The organism is Larkinella soli (assembly GCF_003703975.1).
Taxonomy (GTDB): domain Bacteria; phylum Bacteroidota; class Bacteroidia; order Cytophagales; family Spirosomataceae; genus Larkinella; species Larkinella soli.
Genome location: NZ_QTJY01000001.1, coordinates 131,663 through 150,156 on the forward strand (window position 1 = coordinate 131,663; position 18,494 = coordinate 150,156).

19 protein-coding genes and 3 tRNA genes are annotated in these 18,494 nt (G+C 53.8%); 14 read left to right on the plus strand and 8 right to left on the minus strand.

Annotated features, from left to right (window positions below):
- Positions 1–207: 207 nt before the first annotated feature.
- Positions 208–900 (minus strand): SH3 domain-containing protein, encoded by a 693-nt coding sequence (locus tag DX909_RS02400; protein WP_128543455.1) that lies wholly within the window; start codon positions 898–900, stop codon positions 208–210.
- 162 nt (positions 901–1,062) lie between these two features.
- Here DX909_RS02400 and DX909_RS02405 point away from each other — a divergent pair.
- From DX909_RS02405 to DX909_RS02415, 3 genes are all read left to right on the plus strand, one after another.
- Positions 1,063–1,138, plus strand: a tRNA-Lys gene (locus tag DX909_RS02405).
- 60 nt (positions 1,139–1,198) lie between these two features.
- Positions 1,199–1,274: transfer RNA gene (locus DX909_RS02410), tRNA-Lys, on the plus strand.
- An 80-nt stretch (positions 1,275–1,354) separates the two neighbouring features.
- Positions 1,355–1,891, plus strand: coding sequence for a DUF4136 domain-containing protein (locus DX909_RS02415; RefSeq protein ID WP_128543456.1), 537 nt, complete (start codon positions 1,355–1,357; stop codon positions 1,889–1,891).
- Positions 1,892–1,952: 61 nt separating this feature from the next.
- Here DX909_RS02415 and DX909_RS02420 read toward each other — a convergent pair whose 3' ends face one another.
- Positions 1,953–2,345, minus strand: coding sequence for a DUF3127 domain-containing protein (locus DX909_RS02420; protein ID WP_128543457.1), 393 nt, complete (start codon positions 2,343–2,345; stop codon positions 1,953–1,955).
- A 121-nt stretch (positions 2,346–2,466) separates the two neighbouring features.
- Here DX909_RS02420 and elbB point away from each other — a divergent pair, with 121 nt between their 5' ends.
- The 3 genes from elbB (at position 2,467) to DX909_RS02435 (ending at position 4,095) form a co-directional block, all read left to right on the plus strand.
- Positions 2,467–3,168, plus strand: coding sequence for an isoprenoid biosynthesis glyoxalase ElbB (gene elbB, locus DX909_RS02425; RefSeq protein ID WP_128543458.1), 702 nt, complete (start codon positions 2,467–2,469; stop codon positions 3,166–3,168).
- Positions 3,169–3,420: 252 nt separating this feature from the next.
- A tRNA-Leu gene (locus DX909_RS02430) sits at positions 3,421–3,502 on the plus strand.
- 170 nt (positions 3,503–3,672) lie between these two features.
- Positions 3,673–4,095 (plus strand): response regulator, encoded by a 423-nt coding sequence (locus DX909_RS02435; protein WP_164851181.1) that lies wholly within the window; start codon positions 3,673–3,675, stop codon positions 4,093–4,095.
- On the opposite strand, the gene DX909_RS02440 is transcribed toward DX909_RS02435, so the two are convergent.
- Positions 4,096–4,719: a deoxynucleoside kinase gene (locus tag DX909_RS02440; RefSeq protein ID WP_128543460.1), complete on the minus strand. Its 624-nt coding sequence runs from the start codon at positions 4,717–4,719 to the stop codon at positions 4,096–4,098. It abuts the gene before it with no gap.
- A gap of 101 nt (positions 4,720–4,820) precedes the next feature.
- Between DX909_RS02440 and trhO the strand changes: the two genes are divergently transcribed.
- On the plus strand, positions 4,821–5,777 hold the full coding sequence (gene trhO, locus DX909_RS02445; protein WP_128543461.1) for an oxygen-dependent tRNA uridine(34) hydroxylase TrhO: 957 nt from the start codon (positions 4,821–4,823) through the stop codon (positions 5,775–5,777).
- On the opposite strand, the gene DX909_RS02450 is transcribed toward trhO, so the two are convergent.
- On the minus strand, positions 5,778–6,275 hold the full coding sequence (locus DX909_RS02450) for a GNAT family N-acetyltransferase (RefSeq protein WP_128543462.1): 498 nt from the start codon (positions 6,273–6,275) through the stop codon (positions 5,778–5,780).
- Positions 6,276–6,394: 119 nt separating this feature from the next.
- On the opposite strand from DX909_RS02450, the gene surE reads away from it, so the two are divergent.
- Positions 6,395–7,222 (plus strand): 5'/3'-nucleotidase SurE, encoded by an 828-nt coding sequence (gene surE / locus DX909_RS02455; RefSeq protein WP_128543463.1) that lies wholly within the window; start codon positions 6,395–6,397, stop codon positions 7,220–7,222.
- A 24-nt stretch (positions 7,223–7,246) separates the two neighbouring features.
- Positions 7,247–8,833, plus strand: coding sequence for a GH3 family acyl-acid amido synthetase (locus DX909_RS02460; RefSeq protein ID WP_128543464.1), 1,587 nt, complete (start codon positions 7,247–7,249; stop codon positions 8,831–8,833).
- A gap of 71 nt (positions 8,834–8,904) precedes the next feature.
- On the opposite strand, the gene DX909_RS02465 is transcribed toward DX909_RS02460, so the two are convergent.
- Together DX909_RS02465 and DX909_RS02470 are read right to left on the minus strand one after the other, a co-directional pair.
- Positions 8,905–9,543 (minus strand): LysE family translocator, encoded by a 639-nt coding sequence (locus DX909_RS02465; RefSeq protein WP_128543465.1) that lies wholly within the window; start codon positions 9,541–9,543, stop codon positions 8,905–8,907.
- Between the two features lie 7 nt (positions 9,544–9,550).
- Positions 9,551–10,099, minus strand: coding sequence for an NUDIX domain-containing protein (locus DX909_RS02470; RefSeq protein ID WP_128543466.1), 549 nt, complete (start codon positions 10,097–10,099; stop codon positions 9,551–9,553).
- A 70-nt stretch (positions 10,100–10,169) separates the two neighbouring features.
- On the opposite strand from DX909_RS02470, the gene DX909_RS02475 reads away from it, so the two are divergent.
- Complete coding sequence (locus DX909_RS02475; RefSeq protein ID WP_128543467.1) at positions 10,170–11,198, plus strand: cation diffusion facilitator family transporter; 1,029 nt, start codon at positions 10,170–10,172, stop codon at positions 11,196–11,198.
- Between the two features lie 203 nt (positions 11,199–11,401).
- Positions 11,402–12,331, plus strand: coding sequence for a sugar phosphate isomerase/epimerase family protein (locus DX909_RS02480; RefSeq protein WP_128543468.1), 930 nt, complete (start codon positions 11,402–11,404; stop codon positions 12,329–12,331).
- Positions 12,332–12,411: 80 nt separating this feature from the next.
- Here the strand turns inward: DX909_RS02480 and folE are convergent, their stop codons facing one another.
- Positions 12,412–13,146 carry a GTP cyclohydrolase I FolE gene (gene folE / locus DX909_RS02485; RefSeq protein WP_128543469.1) on the minus strand — a complete coding sequence of 245 codons (735 nt, stop codon included), beginning with the start codon at positions 13,144–13,146 and terminating at the stop codon, positions 12,412–12,414.
- The gene (locus DX909_RS02490) at positions 13,109–13,525 is read right to left on the minus strand and encodes a 6-pyruvoyl trahydropterin synthase family protein (RefSeq protein ID WP_128543470.1); all 417 of its coding nucleotides are present in this window, start codon (positions 13,523–13,525) and stop codon (positions 13,109–13,111) included. The genes folE and DX909_RS02490 overlap by 38 nt, the downstream gene beginning before the upstream one ends.
- A 498-nt stretch (positions 13,526–14,023) precedes the next feature.
- On the opposite strand from DX909_RS02490, the gene DX909_RS02495 reads away from it, so the two are divergent.
- The 3 genes from DX909_RS02495 to ispG all read left to right on the plus strand — a co-directional run bounded on the left by DX909_RS02495 (position 14,024) and on the right by ispG (position 18,489).
- Positions 14,024–15,250, plus strand: coding sequence for a sugar MFS transporter (locus tag DX909_RS02495; RefSeq protein ID WP_128543471.1), 1,227 nt, complete (start codon positions 14,024–14,026; stop codon positions 15,248–15,250).
- A 21-nt stretch (positions 15,251–15,271) separates the two neighbouring features.
- Entirely contained in the window at positions 15,272–16,348 is a 1,077-nt protein-coding gene (locus DX909_RS02500; protein WP_128543472.1) for a mevalonate kinase family protein, read from the plus strand.
- A 116-nt stretch (positions 16,349–16,464) separates the two neighbouring features.
- Positions 16,465–18,489 (plus strand): (E)-4-hydroxy-3-methylbut-2-enyl-diphosphate synthase, encoded by a 2,025-nt coding sequence (gene ispG / locus DX909_RS02505; RefSeq protein WP_128543473.1) that lies wholly within the window; start codon positions 16,465–16,467, stop codon positions 18,487–18,489.
- Positions 18,490–18,494: the final 5 nt, after the last annotated feature.

Sequence of the window (18,494 nt, forward strand, 5' to 3'; positions counted from 1 at the left end):
AACGTGAATGTTAAAATGTTCAGGATTGCATCGCAATAATACTAACTAATCGGAAACTTTTCTGTACCAGGAGCGCGTGCCCGCACAGATAACTGTTCCAATTGTTGAATTGTTGATTGATTGAATGATTGAATGATTGAATGATGGTATGCTTCCCTACGTGGCGGTGCACATTCTATCATTCAATTATTCATTTATTCAACCATCCTAAATTACCCAAACATCGTCCCTCCGGACATAATACAGTCCGTCGTTCCAGAAGACGCGGAGCCAGACGTCCTGGCTGCCGAGGATGTTGACCTTATGGCCGCGGCTGATGACCTCCACGACCGGGGCGGCCGAGGAAGGGTTCCCCCGCAACAGAACCCGATCACGGTTGATGATGCCGGACTGGTAGCGCTCGGGCAGGTTGACGAGCAACAGCAAACCGGTGAAATACAGGAGGATGATGAGCTTGTGTCGCTGGCGGGTCGGCTCGCCTTTCCGGAATTTGACCCAGAAGATTCCGAAGGCGTAGGCCCCGAGAAGCACCAGGGCCAGGGTCACGTACAGGCCGTACTGTTTGTAAAAAAGGTAGAAATAGTTGAGGTCGTCGGTTTCGTAACCCCGAAGGTTGTTTCCGGCGGCAATTTCGTGCATCTTCTTCAGCACCTGTTCATTGGGTCGCCGGTCGAAGTAAACCTGAAGGTAATACAGCAGTTTGGCGATGTCTCCCTGCTTTTCCTGAATGTAAGCCATTTTCAGCAACATCGGGTCCGTCGGAATATACCCACGACCCAGGTGTTGTTCATATACGGTTCCGGCCCGTTCATACTCTCCGGCGGCAAACAGCGAATCGGCCAGCTTCAGGCTTCCGGCAGGCGACTGAGCCTCCGCCCGGATACCGCAGAGTATCAACACAAATGAAAAAAAAAGGCATAATTTAAGACGACTACCTTGCATTATCACGTCAGGAATGGTACTTTTGCATCGCAATTTCGGAAAGGCAAAGCGGCAATGCTCGCTGAATGCAAAATTAACAATTGCCAAATTGTAATTATCCCATTTCGCACTTTCCATCTCGATCTGGTAGCTCAGCTGGTAGAGCAATACACTTTTAATGTATGGGTCCTGGGTTCGAATCCCAGCCGGATCACCAAAATTAAGTTGTTTAGTTGGTTTTTGTCCGGTCGATTTCGGCACATTTCCGCTGCAAACCGATCTGGTAGCTCAGCTGGTAGAGCAATACACTTTTAATGTATGGGTCCTGGGTTCGAATCCCAGCCGGATCACCAAACCTAAGTGACAAGTTGAGAGTTAATCATTTCGGCAGGCGCCCTCGGCCCTTGCCCTCTGGTTAACTCTCAACTTGTTTATGAAAACTCCCCTTCTTTCCCTCATCCTGCTTTTCCTGATGGCTTCCTGCAGCAGTGTGCGGGTGGTCAGCAACGAACCGGCGGAATATTTTGCCCTCAACAATTATAAAACCTTTGCTTTCTCGGATATCGAATCAACCGGGGATATTCCGCAGACCGGTTTTTACCGGTCCCAGGTCGACGCACTGAAGAACGCCGTCTCGCGGCAGCTCGAAACCAAAGGGCTGCGAAGGGTCGAATCGCAGCCGGACCTGCTGGTCAACATTGGGGTTGCCATCGACGAAAAGGTGCAGACCCGGCAGACAAGTCTCCTGACCGACCCTCCGAATTACATCGGCCAGCGCCGGTACACCTGGCGAAGCCGGGAGGTGGAAGTCGGACGGTACAATCAGGGCACCATCGACCTGCATCTGATCGACCGGAGCCGCAACGCGATGGTCTGGCGCGGCATCGTGGAGGGCATCGTACCGGACAAACCGGCCAAACTTCAGAAACGGATCGACGAAAGTATGGAGAAACTTCTGGCGGGGTTATAGACATAAAAAAGGGAATGACGCAACGAGTGCATCATTCCCTTTTATTTTTTCCGAAAAAAAATCAGAACGGCAGTGCGTTGTCGTCGTCTTCGAAAGTCGTGAGCGGCATTTCGCCGTTGCTTTTGGATTCGCTCCGTCGGGAAGGGCCGGATGCGGCCGGGGCGGATGGCTGTTCGGTGCCGTCGGCGGCTTCGATCCGCCAGGCCCGGACGTCGGTATACCAGCGGTCGTTGTATTCCCGGGATTCGATGCTGATGGCGGCCCGGATCGTATCGCCGGGTGCGAAGTTCCTCAGATCTCCCGCTTTCTCGCCCCAGGCCATCAGGCAGACCTGCTTCGGAAACTGATCGATCGTTTCAATGACAAATTGCTGCTTTGTCCAGGCGCCGTTGCGGCCCTGTCCGGTTTGTTCGGGCAAAACTTTAACCAGCTTCCCAATTAATTCCAGTGCCATGATCTGCTTGAATGGTTTTGGCCCGCCGAAAACCGGGTCGGTTCCGGCGGTAAATTAAAAATTGAAGTTACGACTTTTTGCCTTAATTTCCCGTAAAAAACGCAAATAAAACCCCTTTTGTATGAAAATCGGAGTCCTGCTGCATGGCAACGGCGTGTATGACGGAACGGAAATTCACGAAGCGGTGCTAACGCTTCTGGCCCTGGCCGAAGTCGGTGCGGAAACGGTTTGCCTTGCACCCAATATCGATCAGTTCCATGTGGTGAATCACGTGACGGGGGAGGAAATGACCGAAACCCGGAATGTGCTGGTGGAGTCGGCCCGGATTGCCCGGGGTACCATCCGCGACCTGGCTTCCCTGACGTCCGATGAACTGGACGCTCTGGTCATGCCCGGCGGATTCGGGACGGCCAAGAACTTCACCCGGTGGGCATTCGAAGGGCCAAACGGTCCCATATTCGAACCGGTCCGGAAACTGATTGTAGATATGGTCCGTCTGAAGAAGCCGGTAGTCGGTCTTTGTATGAGTCCCACCACCATCGCCAAAGCCCTGGAAGGCAGCGGCATTTCGGCCCACCTGACCGTCGGGACCGACCTGGAGGATTCACCCTATGATATTGCAGGAATTGCCGGAGGCATGGAGTCGCTCGGGCAGAAAGCGGAAATGAAATCGGTGCGGGAAATTCTGGTCGACCACGAGAACCGGATCATCACGGCTCCCTGCTACATGATGGACGCTTCGATTCTGGAAATCCGGGACAACATCAAACAGGCCATCGAACAGATGGTGGCATTGCTGGAACCGGCAGAAACTGCGGCCTAAGCCCAAAAAAACACTGGCTCCTCTGTCGGGAGAAGAGCCAGGTTTGGTGCTAACCTATGATGAGCGGGTCGGTAAAGGACCGCCACAGGGGCGAGTCTGCGTATACCGATAATCCGTTCTAAATCAAGAAAGAGAAAATTGGCCCGGCTATACTCTAAGGCCCAACAATTTTCGCAAAAAATAATACCGCCTTTGTTTTTTCGGGCTGTCTTCCTACTTTTGCATCCACAATTCGCAAAGGGTATGCGAAACGTCCATGTGGTGGAATTGGTAGACACGCCATCTTGAGGGGGTGGTGCCGTAAGGTGTGAGGGTTCGAATCCCTCCGTGGACACGGCTGAAAAGCCCGAAGGTTTACTCCTTCGGGCTTTTTCCGTTGGTGCCCCTCCCCTCCGTGAAATCACCTAAATTTAATTCCATTAAACCCAGCCAATGATTTGCTACTATCGAAATGGTAAGTAACTTTGAGCAGACCACCCGGTAAGCAGCCTGCCTATGGAAAAGATGCCCGCAGTTTATATCGTGGACGATGACGATGAGGATTGTGACCTGGTGATGAAGGCCTTTGCAAAAAGCAATATCCCGTGTCGGATCCGGCTTTTTTCCAACGGGCTGGACCTTTTTCGGACGCTCGAACATACCAGCCCTCCGGAATTCCCCTCCTTTATCCTGCTGGATCTGAACATGCCGATCATGAATGGTTTCGAGACGCTGGAAAAACTCAGGGCCGACTCCAGGTACCGAACCATTCCCGTACTGGTCTTAAGCAGTTCTTCCTACCCGGACGATATCGTTCAGTCGTACGATCTGGGTGGAAATGCCTACCTGAGGAAACCCCATTCGTTCCGGACGCTGGTGGAAATGATCAATCTGACGAGCCAGTACTGGCTGCGATCTGCGCGGACTCCCATTCACCGGCTGAACTGATCAGGCCCTCAGCCTGAATTCCTCCAGAATCCCGTCGATTTGCCGCAGAATAGTCTGGAAATCGTCCGGGCGTGTCGCATAATCCAGTCGATCCACATCGATCACCAGGAGCTTCCCGGCCAAATACCCGGCGACAAACTCCTCGTAGTGGCGGTTCAGGTTAGCCAGGTAGGTTTCGCTGATGGCCTTTTCATACTCCCGCCCGCGTTTCCGTATTTGTTCCTGGAGCTTGGGAATCCCGGCCCGGAGGTAGATCATCAGGTCGGGCGGGCGAACCAGTTCGAGCATATTGTCGAACAGCCTGCGGTACGTCTGATAATCCCGAGGGCTCATCAGTTCGCTTTCGAAGAGGTTTTTGGCAAAGATGTAGGCATCTTCGTAAATCGTTCGATCCTGAACGACATCCCGGCTCGATTCCCTGACTTTCACGACCTGTTCGAACCGGCTGTTCAGAAAGTAGATCTGGAGATTGAACGACCAGCGGGGCATATCTTCATAAAAATCCTTCAGGTAGGGATTCCCCTCGACGGCTTCCATCAGAATTTCCCAGCCGTAATGGACGGCCAGTTGGGTGGCCAGGGTGGTCTTGCCGGCTCCGATGTTCCCTGTTATTGCGATGTGCATACGTTTTCTGAATAGCTTCCGGGTTTCTGGACATCCGGCTCCGCAGCGAAACCGGGAAGGCCGCAGCGGCATCTGCCGTTATCTTTTTGTATCTTTGCGGCATGAAACCGTACCGCGTTTTACTATACTACTGCTATACAACGATTGAAAACCCCGGGCAGTTTCTGGAAGACCACCATCTGCTCTGTCTCCGCCTGAATCTGCTGGGCCGGATCATCGTGGCGGCCGAGGGGCTGAACGGAACCGTATCCGGTCTGGCTGCGGATTGTGAGGAATATATGCGGGTCGTGAAGGCGGACCCAAGATTTGCTTCCCTGGAATTTAAAGTGGAGGAAAACGATACCCACGCCTTTCAGAAACTGCACGTCCGGATAAAGGACGAGATCGTGAATTCCGACCTTCCGGTAGACCCGACCCGGCGGACGGGTATTCACCTGGAGCCGGCCGAATTCCGGAAAATGAAGGAGGAGGAAGACGTCGTCCTGATCGATATGCGGTCAAATTACGAGCATTCGGTCGGGAAATTCAAAGGAGCCGTCACCCTCGATATGGAGAACCTCCGGGAACTGCCGGACCATCTTCACGAAATCGAGCACCTGAAAGACAAAAAGGTCATCACGTACTGCACGGGCGGCATCAAATGCGAAAAAGCCAGCGCTTACCTGCTGGAAAAGGGGTTCCGGAACGTGTACCAGCTGCACGGCGGAATCATCAAATACGGCCTGGAGGAAGGCGGTGAGGATTTCGAAGGCAAATGCTACGTTTTCGACAACCGCGTCGTGGTCGACGTCAACCGCGTCAACCCGACGGTCATTTCCGCCTGCCACCGCTGCGCGAAACCGACCGACCGGATGATCAACTGCGCCAGTCCGGTCTGCAACAACCATGTCCCTCTCTGCGAGGATTGCGGCTGGGCACACCAGGGAACCTGTACCGATGACTGCAAAAACGACCCGCAGCTGCGGGCGTACGACGGCACCGGGTATTATGCCAGGGAAACCCAGGGCTACTCGCCCCTGCTGGGGTACCGCAGCCGAAAAGGTTCCGTGAACATCTGATTACAGGATCTTCTCCATGACGTAATCGTTCATCCAGTACGGTCCGATGGGAACGTCCTCCTCCCGGATCACGGCGAACCCCATCCGTTCATAAAAATGCCGGGCCCGGTTATAACGGTTAACGTTCAGGATCAGCCGCTCCCCGCCTGCCGCCCGGCATTTTTCCGCCGTTTCTTCCAGCAACAGCCGCCCGGTACCTTTGCCCTGTTCCGAGGGTAACACATATATTTTATGAAGTTTATACCGTTCCCCGGCCGCATCCGTTCTGGAATAGGACGCGAATCCGACCGGCTCATGGTCCTGTAAGGCCAGCAGGAACTGGTGACCCTGCCGGGTCATCTGGTCGGCCAGCGATTCGGCCGAATACGTGGCGGTGAACATATATTCGATCTGGTCCGAACTCAGGATATCCCGGTAGGTGGGCTCCCAGATCCTCTCCTGCAGGGCAATAACGGCAGGAATGTCATCGATTGTGGCTTTTCTGAAAACAAGCGGCATAGACTGGGGTTGAATTTTCAGGCCAATGGCCCGTCCGTGGTACCGCTGATCCGATTTTCGGGCCCGGCCGACGAATTTTTGTAACTTTGGTCTCCGCAAATTATGAAAACCTGATTCTTATGTCGGAACATAAACCGTTAATTTTGGTATCGAACGACGACGGCATAACCGCCCACGGCATTCGAACTTTAGTAGCTCTGATGAAACAACTGGGTGATGTGGTGGTGGTGGCGCCCAACAGCCCCCAGTCCGGCATGGGCCATGCCATCACGATTGCCTCGCCCCTCCGCCTGTACGAAACCGATATTTTTCCGGGTACGCCCGCTTACGAATGCTCCGGCACCCCGGCCGACTGCGTCAAACTTGCCAAACATTACGTCCTGAAAGACCGTAACCCCGATCTGGTGGTCAGTGGAATCAACCACGGCAGCAACACGTCCATCAGCGTCCTGTACTCCGGAACGATGTCGGCGGCCATCGAAGCCGCCATCGAGGGCATTCCGGCCATCGGATTCTCCCTCTGTGATTATGGCCACGACGCCGACTTCACCCACACCCATGACCATATCCTGAAAATTGCAGGTCATGTGCTGGAACACGGCCTTTCCAAAGGCATTGCCCTGAACGTCAATTTTCCGGCTAAACAGCAGCAACCGATCCGGGAAATCCGCATCTGCCGGCAGGCCGACGCCCGCTGGCAGGAGGTCTTCGACGAACGGCGGGACCCGTACGGTCGCCGGTATTTCTGGATGGCCGGCAATTTCGTCAATCATGATACCGGAAGGGATACCGATGAATTTGCCCTTTCAGAAAACTGTACCGCCGTCGTGCCCTGCCATCTGGACCTGACCGATTATGAAACCATGAAGATCATGAACACCTGGAACATCAACGAGCGCATGGCCGACGACATGGTGACGGGTGGAACTCAAGAAAATCATCGCTAACCCTGGCGCAAACCCTTATGACTCATGGCCTTACTTGGAAACTTACTGAAACGCGGTATTTCGCTGACCAATGTCGTCCGGCGGAAGAAACTGAATCCGCTGAAACTACAGAAAAAGACCTTCGCCAAGCTGATTGCGAAGGCACGGTACACCGAATTCGGGCAGAAATATCATTTTGAAGAAATCCTGAATACCGCCCTGTTTGAAGACGGGAAAGGATTTTACCACCAGTACAAGCAATTCGTTCCCATTTACGACTACAATAAAATCTACCAGGAATGGTGGCAGCACGCCGTAGAGGGAAAAAAGAATGTCTGCTGGCCGGGCCGAGTGAAATATTTTGCCCTTAGTTCGGGGACCTCGGAAGCCGCATCCAAGTATATCCCTGTAACGAAATCCATGTCCCGGGCCATCCAGAAAACCAGCATCCGCCAGATTCTGACTCTGGGACGGTATCAGCACCTCCCCGCCCAACTGTATGAAAAAGGCTTTTTGATGCTGGGCGGCAGCACCAATCTCAACTTCCGCGGGAACCACTTCGAGGGCGACCTGAGCGGCATCACCGCCAGCCAGATTCCGTTCTGGTTTCAGCGGTTTTATAAACCCGGCAAGGACATCGCCCGCGAACGGGACTGGGCGCTGAAGCTGGACGAAATTACCGAACAGGCCGACCAGTGGGACATCGGCTTCGTGGTTGGCGTTCCGGCCTGGATCCAGCTTCTGATGGAAAAAATCATCGCCCACTATAAAGTAAAGAACATCCACGACGTCTGGCCGAACCTGATGGTTTTCTGCCACGGCGGGGTATCCTTCGAACCATATCGGCAGGGATTTGAAAAACTGCTTGGCCGACCCATTTCCTACATCGAGACGTATCTGGCATCCGAAGGGTTCATCGCCTACCAGACGCACCCGGATGCGGAAGGCATGCAACTGGTGCTCGACAACGGCCTTTTCTTTGAATTTATCCCATTTACCGACGAGAACTTCAATGCCGACGGCGAGCTGATCTCCCACCCGCAGACGCTGATGGTGGATGAAGTCGAGGAAGGCAAAGAGTATGCCCTCCTGATTTCGACCTGTGCCGGGGCCTGGCGGTACCTGATCGGGGACACGGTGAAGTTCGTGGACAAAAAACGATGCGAGATCGTCATAACGGGCCGCACCAAGCACTTCCTCAGCCTGTGCGGAGAACACCTATCGGTCGATAACATGAACAAAGCCGTCGAACTCGTCTCCCAGGATCTGGGCATCAATGTCCGGGAATTTACGGTGGCCGGAATCTCCTACGACACGCTGTTCGCCCACCATTGGTATATCGGGACCGATGACCCGATCGATGCCGGCGTCCTGCGGGATAAGATCGACGGCCGACTGAAGGAACTGAACGACGATTATGCCGTGGAACGTCGCCACGCCCTCCGGGATATTTTCGTGACGGTCCTGCCTTCCGCTACTTTTTACAAATGGATGCAGGCTAAGGGTAAAATGGGCGGCCAGCATAAGTTTCCCCGGGTCCTCAAAAAGAATCTGGTGGCCGACTGGGAAGGCTTTTTGAAATCTCAGGGCATCGATGCGGAGTTGGCCCGTTCGGAAAAATTCGAGCCATAAGATGCATCGGAGCCGGACAAAACGAGGAAGCGATTTAAGCCATCGCTTCCTCGTTTTGGTTTCAGGGATTCCTATTGGGTGAGAAACTGCATGACCGGGCCGGAGAGCCGGGTCCAGGCCAGCTGCAGGGCGATGAAAATAAAGACGATCCCGGTCGTCTTGTTGAAGATCGTGACCACCCGGGGTGTAAAAAACCGCTTCAGCTTATGGGCAAAGACGGCCAGACCGGATTCCGTGACGAAAATCCCCAGCAGGCTGGCCATCATGAAGACGTACCGCTCCTGAAACGTATAATGTAGGGATTTGCCGAGATAAGCGGCCAGGGTTACCCAGGTGATGAAGTTGATCGGGTTGATGGCGTTCAGGACGAAGCCGGTGGTGAAATAGTACAGGAAGTTACCGAACCGGGTTTTGGGATAAGCCAGACGTGGAGTCCCTCGGAACAGGTTGGAAAGGCCCATCGCGAAAAGGAGAATCGCTCCGAACACCGTTAAATACACCTCAAATCCTTCGATCTGAGGCAGAAAAGAAGTCCCGAACAGGGCGCAGACCACGAAGATCGCATCACAGACCACCACGCCCAGGGCGATTTTGATGCCGGCCCGGTATCCGTTATCGACACTATTCTGCAACAAGGAAAAAAACACCGTTCCGAAGGTCAGGCAGAGCAGAATGCCGGCCCCGAATCCGTACAGAATCGCTTCAATCATACCCGTTTCAGATCTGTTTCAACCTCGCCACCATCAGAATAGCACAGACGCTGAGTGCATCGGTAATTTCACTGTTCATCACCATCCGGACGGCTTCGGCGAGTGGTACGCGAAGAATCTGGAGCTGCTCGGTTTCTTCGGGTTCATGGTCGCCCTGGACAAGATCTTCCGCAATATACAGGAAACCCTCTTCGTCGGTGGCGGAGTTGGAGGTATGAATGCGACCGATCCGGGTCCAGGTGCGGGCTTCCAGGCCGGTTTCCTCCTTCAGTTCCCGTCGGGCGGATTCGAGCGGGTCGGTCCCGACCGGCGAACCGCCTTCGGGGACTTCCCAGGAGTATTCTTCCAGAGGATAGCGATACTGGCCCACCAGATAAGTGTTGCCGTCCTGATCGATCGGCACAACGGCCACGGCCTTATTCTTAAAACTAACGACGCCGTAGATGCCGGCTGTTCCGGAAGGAGTGACCACCTCTTCGTGTCTGATTTTAATCCAGTTGTTATCGTAAACAACGTTGGAAGTGAGGGTTCTCCAGGGGTTTTCGGTAAACTCCATATAGGCAAAGTTACATAGAAATCGTTAATGCTTTACTACCTTTGCAGGCGAATCGTTCACCGTCGGTTACATGCAGCCTGTTCAGCGCATCAAATACAAATGGGTTTCCGTTTCTCTCGGTCTGAGCCTGCTGCTGATGGTCATCAAGTTTACCGCCTGGTGGCTGACCGCGTCGACGGCGATTCTGACCGATGCTCTGGAGTCCATCATCAATGTCATTGCCAGTGGTTTCGCCCTGTACAGCATTTATCTGTCGGGCCAGCCCCGCGACCGAAACCATCCCTACGGCCATGGCAAGATCGAGTTCTTCTCTTCCGGCTTCGAAGGAGCGCTGATCCTTTCGGCGGGCGTGTTCATTACGGTACAGGCCATTCGATCCTATCTCGACCCGCAGCCCATCACGAATCTGGACTGGGGCCTCTTTCTGATCGGTCTCACCACCCTCGCCAACGCCGGGGTGGGCTGGTTGCTGATCCGAAACGGACAACGGACGCATTCCATTACCCTGGTTGCCGACGGTCGCCACCTCCTCACCGATAGCCTGAGCAGTCTTCTGGTGGTCGTCGGTATCGGGATCATTCTGGTAACCGGCATCACCTGGCTGGACAGTCTGCTGTCCGGAATTCTCTCGCTGGTAATTATCATCAACGGGTTTGGGCTGATCCGCCAGTCGGTGGCCGGTCTTATGGATGAAACCGACCTGGTCCTTCTCCAACGGATCGTCGGGGTCCTTACTCTTCACAAAAAACCGACCTGGATCGACGTCCACAACCTGAGGGCACAGCGGTATGGGGCCGATTCCCACATTGATTGCCACCTGACGTTCCCCTATTACTGGAACCTGGCCCGCACCCACGAAGAAGTTCATGCCTTCGAAAATGTTCTGAAAAAGGAAATCCGGGGAGAAGTGGAAATCTTTATCCATGCGGACCCCTGCCTCCCGGAATGCTGCCGGTATTGCCGCATCGCCGACTGCCCGGTCCGCAGCCAGGCGTTCGAGCAGGATGTCGAGTGGACCGTCGCCAATATTACGACGAACCAAAAACATTTTCTTCCTTCCGCCGAGAAAGGACGGCCCACGAAAAATTCATTTTTTTAGTAAAAAATCCTTAGTAAAAAGTTGACTTGCCTTTACTTTTTTGTAATTTTCGGTGAGAATTTAGTGCTCAGACGAGATACTTAATTCAGGTTGTATTCATAACCAGAAAGGCTGGCTGTTTATTCAAGCCAGCCTTTTTTATTACCTTTCCGTCAGCAGGACCAATTTTCCTGCCCGTTTGCTACCCAAAACCTATAAATACGATGCTTTCCCGCAGAATTTTTCTCCAGCAGATCGGCGCCCTGGCGGCCGCATCCGCTACCCTGCCCGTTCTGGCCGACATCAGCGCCAAAAAACCGTTTTTTGAAATTTCCCTCGCTGAATGGTCGCTTCATAAGGCTTTGTTTGCCAAGAAGATCACGAACCTTGATTTCCCGGAAATTACCCGGAAAGAGTTCGATATCGAGATTGTCGAATATGTCAATCAGTTTTTCAAGGACAAAGCGAAGGATACTACCTATCTGAAAGACCTCCTGACCCGCTGCAAAGACAACGGCATCCGCAACCACCTGATCATGATCGATGCCGAAGGCTACCTCGGCGACACGGATACCGCCAAGCGGAACGAAGCCGTTGAGAACCATAAAAAATGGGTGGAATGCGCCAAATACCTGGGATGTAAAACGATCCGGGTTAATTCCTTCGGGCGCGGAACGGCCGAGGAAGTCGCCCAGGCCGCCGTGGAAGGGCTTGGCAAACTGGGCGAATTCGCAAAAACAATGGGCATCAACGTCATCGTCGAGAACCACGGGAGCTATTCATCCAACGGCCAGTGGCTGACGGGCGTCATGAAGCAGGTAAACATGAAAAACGTCGGAGTTCTGCCGGATTTCGGGAATTTCTGCATCAAACGTAGCGACGGCTCGGAGTGGGGCGGCAAATGTGTCGAGGAGTACGATAAGTATAAGGGCGTGGCCGAGATGATGCCCTTCGCCAAGGGCGTCAGCGCCAAAACCTACGATTTCGACGCGGCCGGCAACTGCGTGGAAACCGACTATAACCGGATGATGAAGATCGTCAAGGACAGCGGTTTTAAAGGAATTGCCGGGATCGAGTTTGAGGGCAGTATGGATGAATACGAAGGCATCCGGAAAACCAAAGCCCTCCTGGAACGCGTCGGGCAGGCAGTTTAGGAATTTAGGGGTAAAGCGTCGAGGGGTTTGGGAGTTTCCAGTTCAACTCCCAAACCCCTCGACGCTTTACCCCTAAACCTTTATAGTTGGGCCGTCGGTTCGCTAATGTGACGGAGGAACTCCTGGCGGGTTAATTCGTCATCCTTGAATTTGCCGCTGTAGTGAACCGTTACGGTCGAACTGTTGACGTCCTGAACCCCCCGCATGCTGACGCAGAGGTGCCGGGCGTCGATGACCACGGCCACATCTTCCGTTTTCAGAACTTTCTTCAGTTCTTTGGCGATCTGAACCGTCAGACGCTCCTGAACCTGAGGCCGTTTGGCAAAATGCTGGACGATCCGGTTCAATTTGGACAAACCGATGACCTTGCCGCTCGAAATGTAGGCCACGTGAGCCTTGCCGAGAATCGGAACGAAATGATGCTCACAGTGGGACTGGACGGTAATTCCCTTTTCGACCAGCATCTCATTATACTGATACTTGTTGTCGAACAGGGTCACCTTCGGTTTATTCACCGGGTTCAGCCCGCTGAAAATTTCCTTCACGTACATTTTGGCCACCCGTTTAGGGGTTCCTTTCAGACTATCGTCCGTCAGGTCGAGGCCAAGGATGTTCATGATTTCACGAAAGTGCTTTTCAATCAGCTCGATCTTGCGATTGTCGTCGATATCGAACGCATCTTCCCGCAGCGGAGTGTCGTAGGAAGAAGCAATATGTTCATCGCCGATCTCGTCGATATTCAGCCCATTCAGAGAACTGTTATACGTTTCATAGCCGTTAGGCTGGATATTCAACGAAGTTCCGTTCGGTTTCATAAAGTCTTATTTTCAAGTCTAAAGATTGGTCAAGCTTGCTGCGAAGGGCGTCGTAGATGACGACGGCAATATTTTCGGCGGTGGGATTTAGGTTCCTGAATTCTTCGGTGTCCAGATTGAGGTTCTTGTGATCGAAACGGGCGGTGACGTTTTCCTGGATCAGGTCGCTGAGGATTTTCATGTCCATGACATAACCCGTTTCAGGATTTACCTCTCCGGTTACCTGAACGAACAGTTCATAATTGTGGCCGTGAAAATGCGGATTATTACACTTGCCGAATACTCTCGCATTCACCTCCTCACTCCAGGCCGGATTATGAAGACGATGAGCCGCATTGAAGTGTTCTTTACGGAACACCGCTACCCTTTTGCTTTCCATGATGAAAAGGCCGGCGAACCAGCCGATGCGATTGATAAATGAGTCCTAACTTAAATGTCGTCAGAAAGGTTGTCTGCAACACACTTAAGCCGTCAAGCGGTAGACAATTGCCGTGGCGCTTTCAGGGAGGTAAATGTGATTACCTGATCGTAACAGACTTTTCTTAAACTTTGTTCAACCTTTATTGGAAAAGATTAAACAAAATGTCGTCACTACTTAGTCAACAGCCCCTGCCGGATTTTGGTTCGGATCACTCAGCACAACTACTGACCGGCCCGCTCCCCTTCGGACCATCGAAAAACCAATTCTTCAATGAGAGACCCATGAAAAAACGAAATAAAACATGGTGGGCGGTTTTTTGGGTTTTCCAGTATATTCATGCTGGAAAACCCGAAAGAGCCGATTCATTCATTTGATTTTTAAAAGTTTTTAAAATGTAAGGAGCAAGGGTTGCCTATTTCTCCTTATCATTGCTCCATCTTTTTTAACCCGATTCCCATGACCCCGACTGCCACCCAAAATCCGCCGAAAAATTATACCGGTCCCCTGCTCATTATCGGTCTCCTTTTTTTCATCTTTGGTTTCGTTACCTGGGTCAATAGCGTCCTGATAGCCTTTTTTAAGGAGGCCTTTCAGCTCAGCACCCTCGGATCGAACCTGGTGGCTTTTGCCTTTTTTATCTCCTATACGCTGATGGCGATCCCGTCGTCCTGGGTGCTGAAGAAAACCGGCTTTAAAAACGGAATGTCCCTGGGTTTGCTGGTGATGGCCGCCGGAACGCTGATCTTTATCCCGGCCGCCAACTCGGTTTCCTACCCCATGTTCCTGGTGGGTTTATTTCTGATCGGAATCGGCCTGACGGTGCTGCAGACTGCTTCCAATCCTTATGTTACCATTCTTGGTCCCCGGGAAAGTGCCGCTCAGCGGATCAGCTTCATGGGCGTTGCCAATAAAATGGCGGGTATCATCAGCCAGTTTATTTTTGGCGGACTGCTCCTGACCGGGGCCAATGCCCTATCGGCCGCCGAAAGCCTTGAAAAAGTGGTCACCCCCTACCTGATCCTGACCGGGGTGCTGGTCGTTCTGGCGCTTCTGATCCGGTTTTCCACCTTGCCGGATGTGTCGGAAGAACAGGAAGATGCCACCGGGGAAACCGCCACCGGCCACGACAGCGTCTGGCAGCACCGGAACCTGGTGCTGGGGGTTGTCGCCATTTTCTGCTATGTCGGGGCGGAGGTGATTGCCGGGGACACCATAATTAATTATGGAAGGGCGCTCGGTTTCAGCAACGAAGAAGCGAAATACTTCACGGCTTACACATTGTATGGAATGCTGGGCGGTTATATCCTGGGGATTTTCCTGATTCCGAAAGTGCTTTCCCAGAAAACCTCCCTTCTGATCGGCTCGATTCTGGGCCTGGTCCTCTCGGTCGGTGCGCTCATGACCAGCGGTTTCACCTCCATTTTATGTGTGGCCCTTCTCGGGATCGCCAACGCACCCATCTGGCCGGCCCTGTGGCCCCTCGCCCTCAATCGTCTCGGACAATTCACCAAAATCGGCTCCGCCCTTCTGATCATGGGCATATCCGGGGGTGCCCTGCTTCCGTTGCTCCACGGCTACCTGACCGATACCGTCAGCCCCCAATGGGCGTATGCCCTGCTCCTGCCCCTGTTTGGGTATATTCTTTATTATGGCGTAAGCGGGAGTAAGAAAACAACCTGGTAGTGGTTTGGTTTTAGTAAGCATATGGCTACTGTCACCGTCTCCACACCCGGCCGGATCTGTCTGTTCGGCGAACACCTCGACTATCTCGGACTGCCCGTCATCGCAGCCGCCATCGATCGGCACATCCGCATCGAAGGCGATGCCCGGAAGGACCAAAACGTAGTGATAAACCTCCCGGACACCGGCAGCCGGGAAGAATTCGAACTAACCGGGGCTCCGCTGGAATATTCAAAAGACCGGGATTACTTTCGCAGCGGGGTCAATATCCTGATGCGGCACGGATACCGGTTCAGCCGTGGGGTAGAATGCGAGGTCCGTGGGACGATCCCCATCAATTCCGGCACCGCCAGTTCCTCGGCCCTGATGGCTTCCTGGATTCATTTTCTGATTCAGATGAGCGATCAGCCCCGGCTTCTCAGCCGTCAGGCCATCGGCCATCTGGCCCATGAAGCGGAAGTAAAGGAGTTTGGAGAACCGGGGGGAATGATGGACCATTATGCCACCGCCATCGGCGACGTGATTTACCTGGAATCCGATCCGGTGATCGAAATCGAGGAGCTGCGGCCTAAACTCGGTGCTTTTGTGCTGGGTGATTCGGGAGAACCGAAAGATACGCTCACCATCCTTGGCCGACTGAATCACGGGGTTAAGGCGATCGTGGAAAAAGTCCGGGCGCTCAATCCCGACTTTTCGTTAGCCACCACCGACCGGCTTGAAATTGAAACTTTCCGGGACAGCCTATCCCCCCTGGAAAACGAACTGCTGGCCGGTACCGTCGCCAACCGTGATATTCTGAGGGAAGCCCGTCAGGTGCTGGAAGCCGCCGACCTTAATCATATCCAACTGGGCAACCTCCTGAACAGCCACCAGAAGAATCTTCGCGAGATCCAACAGGTTTCCACCCCCAAAATTGACCGGATGATCGAGGCCGCTTTAAATGCCGGGGCACTGGGTGCTAAAATCAACGGTTCGGGCGGTGGAGGCTGCATGTTTGCCTACGCACCGGGCCGGGCCGGGGCCGTCGCGGAAGCGATTGAAAGAGAGGGTGCTAAAGCGTATATTATCCACGTAGCCGAAGGAACCCGCGTCATTGAATAAGCCAAAAACGGAGTGAACAATTCCGGTTAAAACGCGGTTGTATTTTCAGGCCGGACATCATAAAAATTGAAGGTTTCGTACCTTTGTCAGGTCTGTTGCAACCGCAAACACCGGCTATGCTTGATCTGGTAACACCACCGTATTCGACCTCCTCCCACGGGAAACCTTCCCGGTACTGCCGTTCACTCACGGAATACTCCCGGCGAAAAACCATCACCGTTCCCATTGGGGATCTTCCCCTCGGCTCCGATTACCCGATTCGGGTGCAGTCGATGACCACCGTCGATACGATGAATACCCTGGGTTCGGTGGAGCAATGCATCCGGATGATCGAAGCCGGATGCGAATACATCCGCATCACCGCCCCGAGCGTCAAGGAGGCTCAGAATCTTGAAAACATCCGAAAGGAGCTTCGCGCCAGAGGGTATACCGTCCCGCTGATCGCCGATATTCACTTTACCCCGAACGCGGCCGAACTGGCGGCCCGGATCGTGGAAAAGGTGCGGATCAACCCCGGGAATTACGCCGACCGGAAGCGTTTCGAAACCATCGAATATACCGATGCCTCGTATGCCGCCGAACTGGACCGCATCCGGGACAAATTTCTGCCGCTGGTCCGGATCTGCAGGGAATACGGAACGGCCATGCGCATCGGCACCAACCACGGTTCGCTTTCGGACCGGATTCTGAGCCGCTACGGCGATACCCCCCTCGGAATGGTCGAATCGGCCCTGGAGTTTCTGCGCATCTGTGAGGACGAAAGGTATTTCAATATCGTCCTGTCCATGAAGTCGAGTAACCCCCAGGTGATGGTGCAGGCCTACCGGCTGCTGGTGCAGCGCCTGGAGGAAGAAGGGATGAAACCCTATCCGCTTCATCTTGGTGTAACCGAGGCCGGCGAAGCCGAAGACGGCCGCATCAAATCGGCGGTCGGGATCGGGACCTTACTGGAGGATGGCCTTGGCGATACGGTCCGGGTTTCCCTGACGGAAGAACCGGAACGGGAAGCGCCGGTTGCCAAAGCCCTGATCGACCGGTACATCCGGCGCGAAGGCCATGCCGGTATTCCGGCCGTCACGCATTATCCGATCGATCCCTTTCAGTATACCCGGCGAAAAACCCACGAAGTCGCCAACTTCGGCGGAATCAATGTCCCACGGGTAATCGCCGACTATTCCGGGATTGAAGTTACCGATCATGAGCAGCTTCGGCCCATCGGCCATTTCTATTTACCCGTTCCGGATAAATGGCGAATGAACGACCTGGGGGCTGATTATCTGTACTGCGGTTCACGGCCGGTTCCGTTCATGCTTCCAAACGGCTTGAAAGGAATCCTGGACTACCCGTCCTGGCTGGCGGTTCCGGATAAGGTGAATACTTTTCCGCTGCTGGATTCGGATACCTACCTGGAAAAAAGACAAAACCCGGCCCTTCTCCATCCGAAACTGAATTTTGTCGGATTACTGACGACAGAATGGTCGGACCGGATGGCCCAGGCCCTCCTTCAGGACCGGAATGTGGTTCTGGTGATCCGGACGGAAAACGAACATGCCCTGGCCGACCTCCGCCGGCTGTATGTCGAACTGATCAACCGGAACATCACCTGCCCGGTAGTGACGCTGCGGAGCTACCCTGACCGACAGGGTGACTCGCTTCAGCTGTATGCGGCCACCGATCTCGGCGGTTTGCTGGTCGACGGTCTGGGCGACGGCGTCTGGCTCGGTACCGAATCACTCGGTGCAGAAGAAGCAAACGAACCTCTGGTGACGGCCGGGCGTTACAACGCTCTTGCATTCGGAATTCTCCAGGCGGCCCGCACCCGGATGTCGAAGACCGAGTATATCTCCTGTCCCTCCTGTGGCCGGACGCTGTTCGATCTTCAGGAAACGACGGCCATGATCCGTAAACGAACCGACCATCTCAAAGGGGTCAAAATCGGAATAATGGGCTGTATCGTCAATGGTCCGGGGGAAATGGCCGACGCCGATTACGGGTATGTCGGCATCGGAAAGGACAAAATCTCGTTGTACCGGGGCCAGCAGGTCATCAAAAAATCAGTTACCTCCGATCGGGCGGTGGATGAGTTGATCGAGCTCATCCGCGAAGACGGCCGATGGACCGAGCCGGAGGATCTGGACTAACCGAC

Coding starts and splice junctions, on each gene's coding strand:
- DX909_RS02490 (WP_128543470.1), bottom strand. CDS start 13,525: ATGGAAAGCAAAAGGGTAGCGGTGTTCCGTAAAGAACACTTCAATGCG.
- surE (WP_128543463.1), top strand. CDS start 6,395: ATGTCGGAACATAAACCGTTAATTTTGGTATCGAACGACGACGGCATA.
- ispG (WP_128543473.1), top strand. CDS start 16,465: ATGCTTGATCTGGTAACACCACCGTATTCGACCTCCTCCCACGGGAAA.
- DX909_RS02440 (WP_128543460.1), bottom strand. CDS start 4,719: ATGCACATCGCAATAACAGGGAACATCGGAGCCGGCAAGACCACCCTG.
- elbB (WP_128543458.1), top strand. CDS start 2,467: ATGAAAATCGGAGTCCTGCTGCATGGCAACGGCGTGTATGACGGAACG.
- DX909_RS02495 (WP_128543471.1), top strand. CDS start 14,024: ATGACCCCGACTGCCACCCAAAATCCGCCGAAAAATTATACCGGTCCC.
- DX909_RS02500 (WP_128543472.1), top strand. CDS start 15,272: ATGGCTACTGTCACCGTCTCCACACCCGGCCGGATCTGTCTGTTCGGC.
- DX909_RS02460 (WP_128543464.1), top strand. CDS start 7,247: ATGGCCTTACTTGGAAACTTACTGAAACGCGGTATTTCGCTGACCAAT.
- DX909_RS02420 (WP_128543457.1), bottom strand. CDS start 2,345: ATGGCACTGGAATTAATTGGGAAGCTGGTTAAAGTTTTGCCCGAACAA.
- DX909_RS02475 (WP_128543467.1), top strand. CDS start 10,170: ATGCAGCCTGTTCAGCGCATCAAATACAAATGGGTTTCCGTTTCTCTC.
- DX909_RS02450 (WP_128543462.1), bottom strand. CDS start 6,275: ATGCCGCTTGTTTTCAGAAAAGCCACAATCGATGACATTCCTGCCGTT.
- DX909_RS02480 (WP_128543468.1), top strand. CDS start 11,402: ATGCTTTCCCGCAGAATTTTTCTCCAGCAGATCGGCGCCCTGGCGGCC.
- folE (WP_128543469.1), bottom strand. CDS start 13,146: ATGAAACCGAACGGAACTTCGTTGAATATCCAGCCTAACGGCTATGAA.
- DX909_RS02470 (WP_128543466.1), bottom strand. CDS start 10,099: ATGGAGTTTACCGAAAACCCCTGGAGAACCCTCACTTCCAACGTTGTT.
- DX909_RS02465 (WP_128543465.1), bottom strand. CDS start 9,543: ATGATTGAAGCGATTCTGTACGGATTCGGGGCCGGCATTCTGCTCTGC.
- DX909_RS02435 (WP_164851181.1), top strand. CDS start 3,673: ATGCCCGCAGTTTATATCGTGGACGATGACGATGAGGATTGTGACCTG.
- DX909_RS02415 (WP_128543456.1), top strand. CDS start 1,355: ATGAAAACTCCCCTTCTTTCCCTCATCCTGCTTTTCCTGATGGCTTCC.
- trhO (WP_128543461.1), top strand. CDS start 4,821: ATGAAACCGTACCGCGTTTTACTATACTACTGCTATACAACGATTGAA.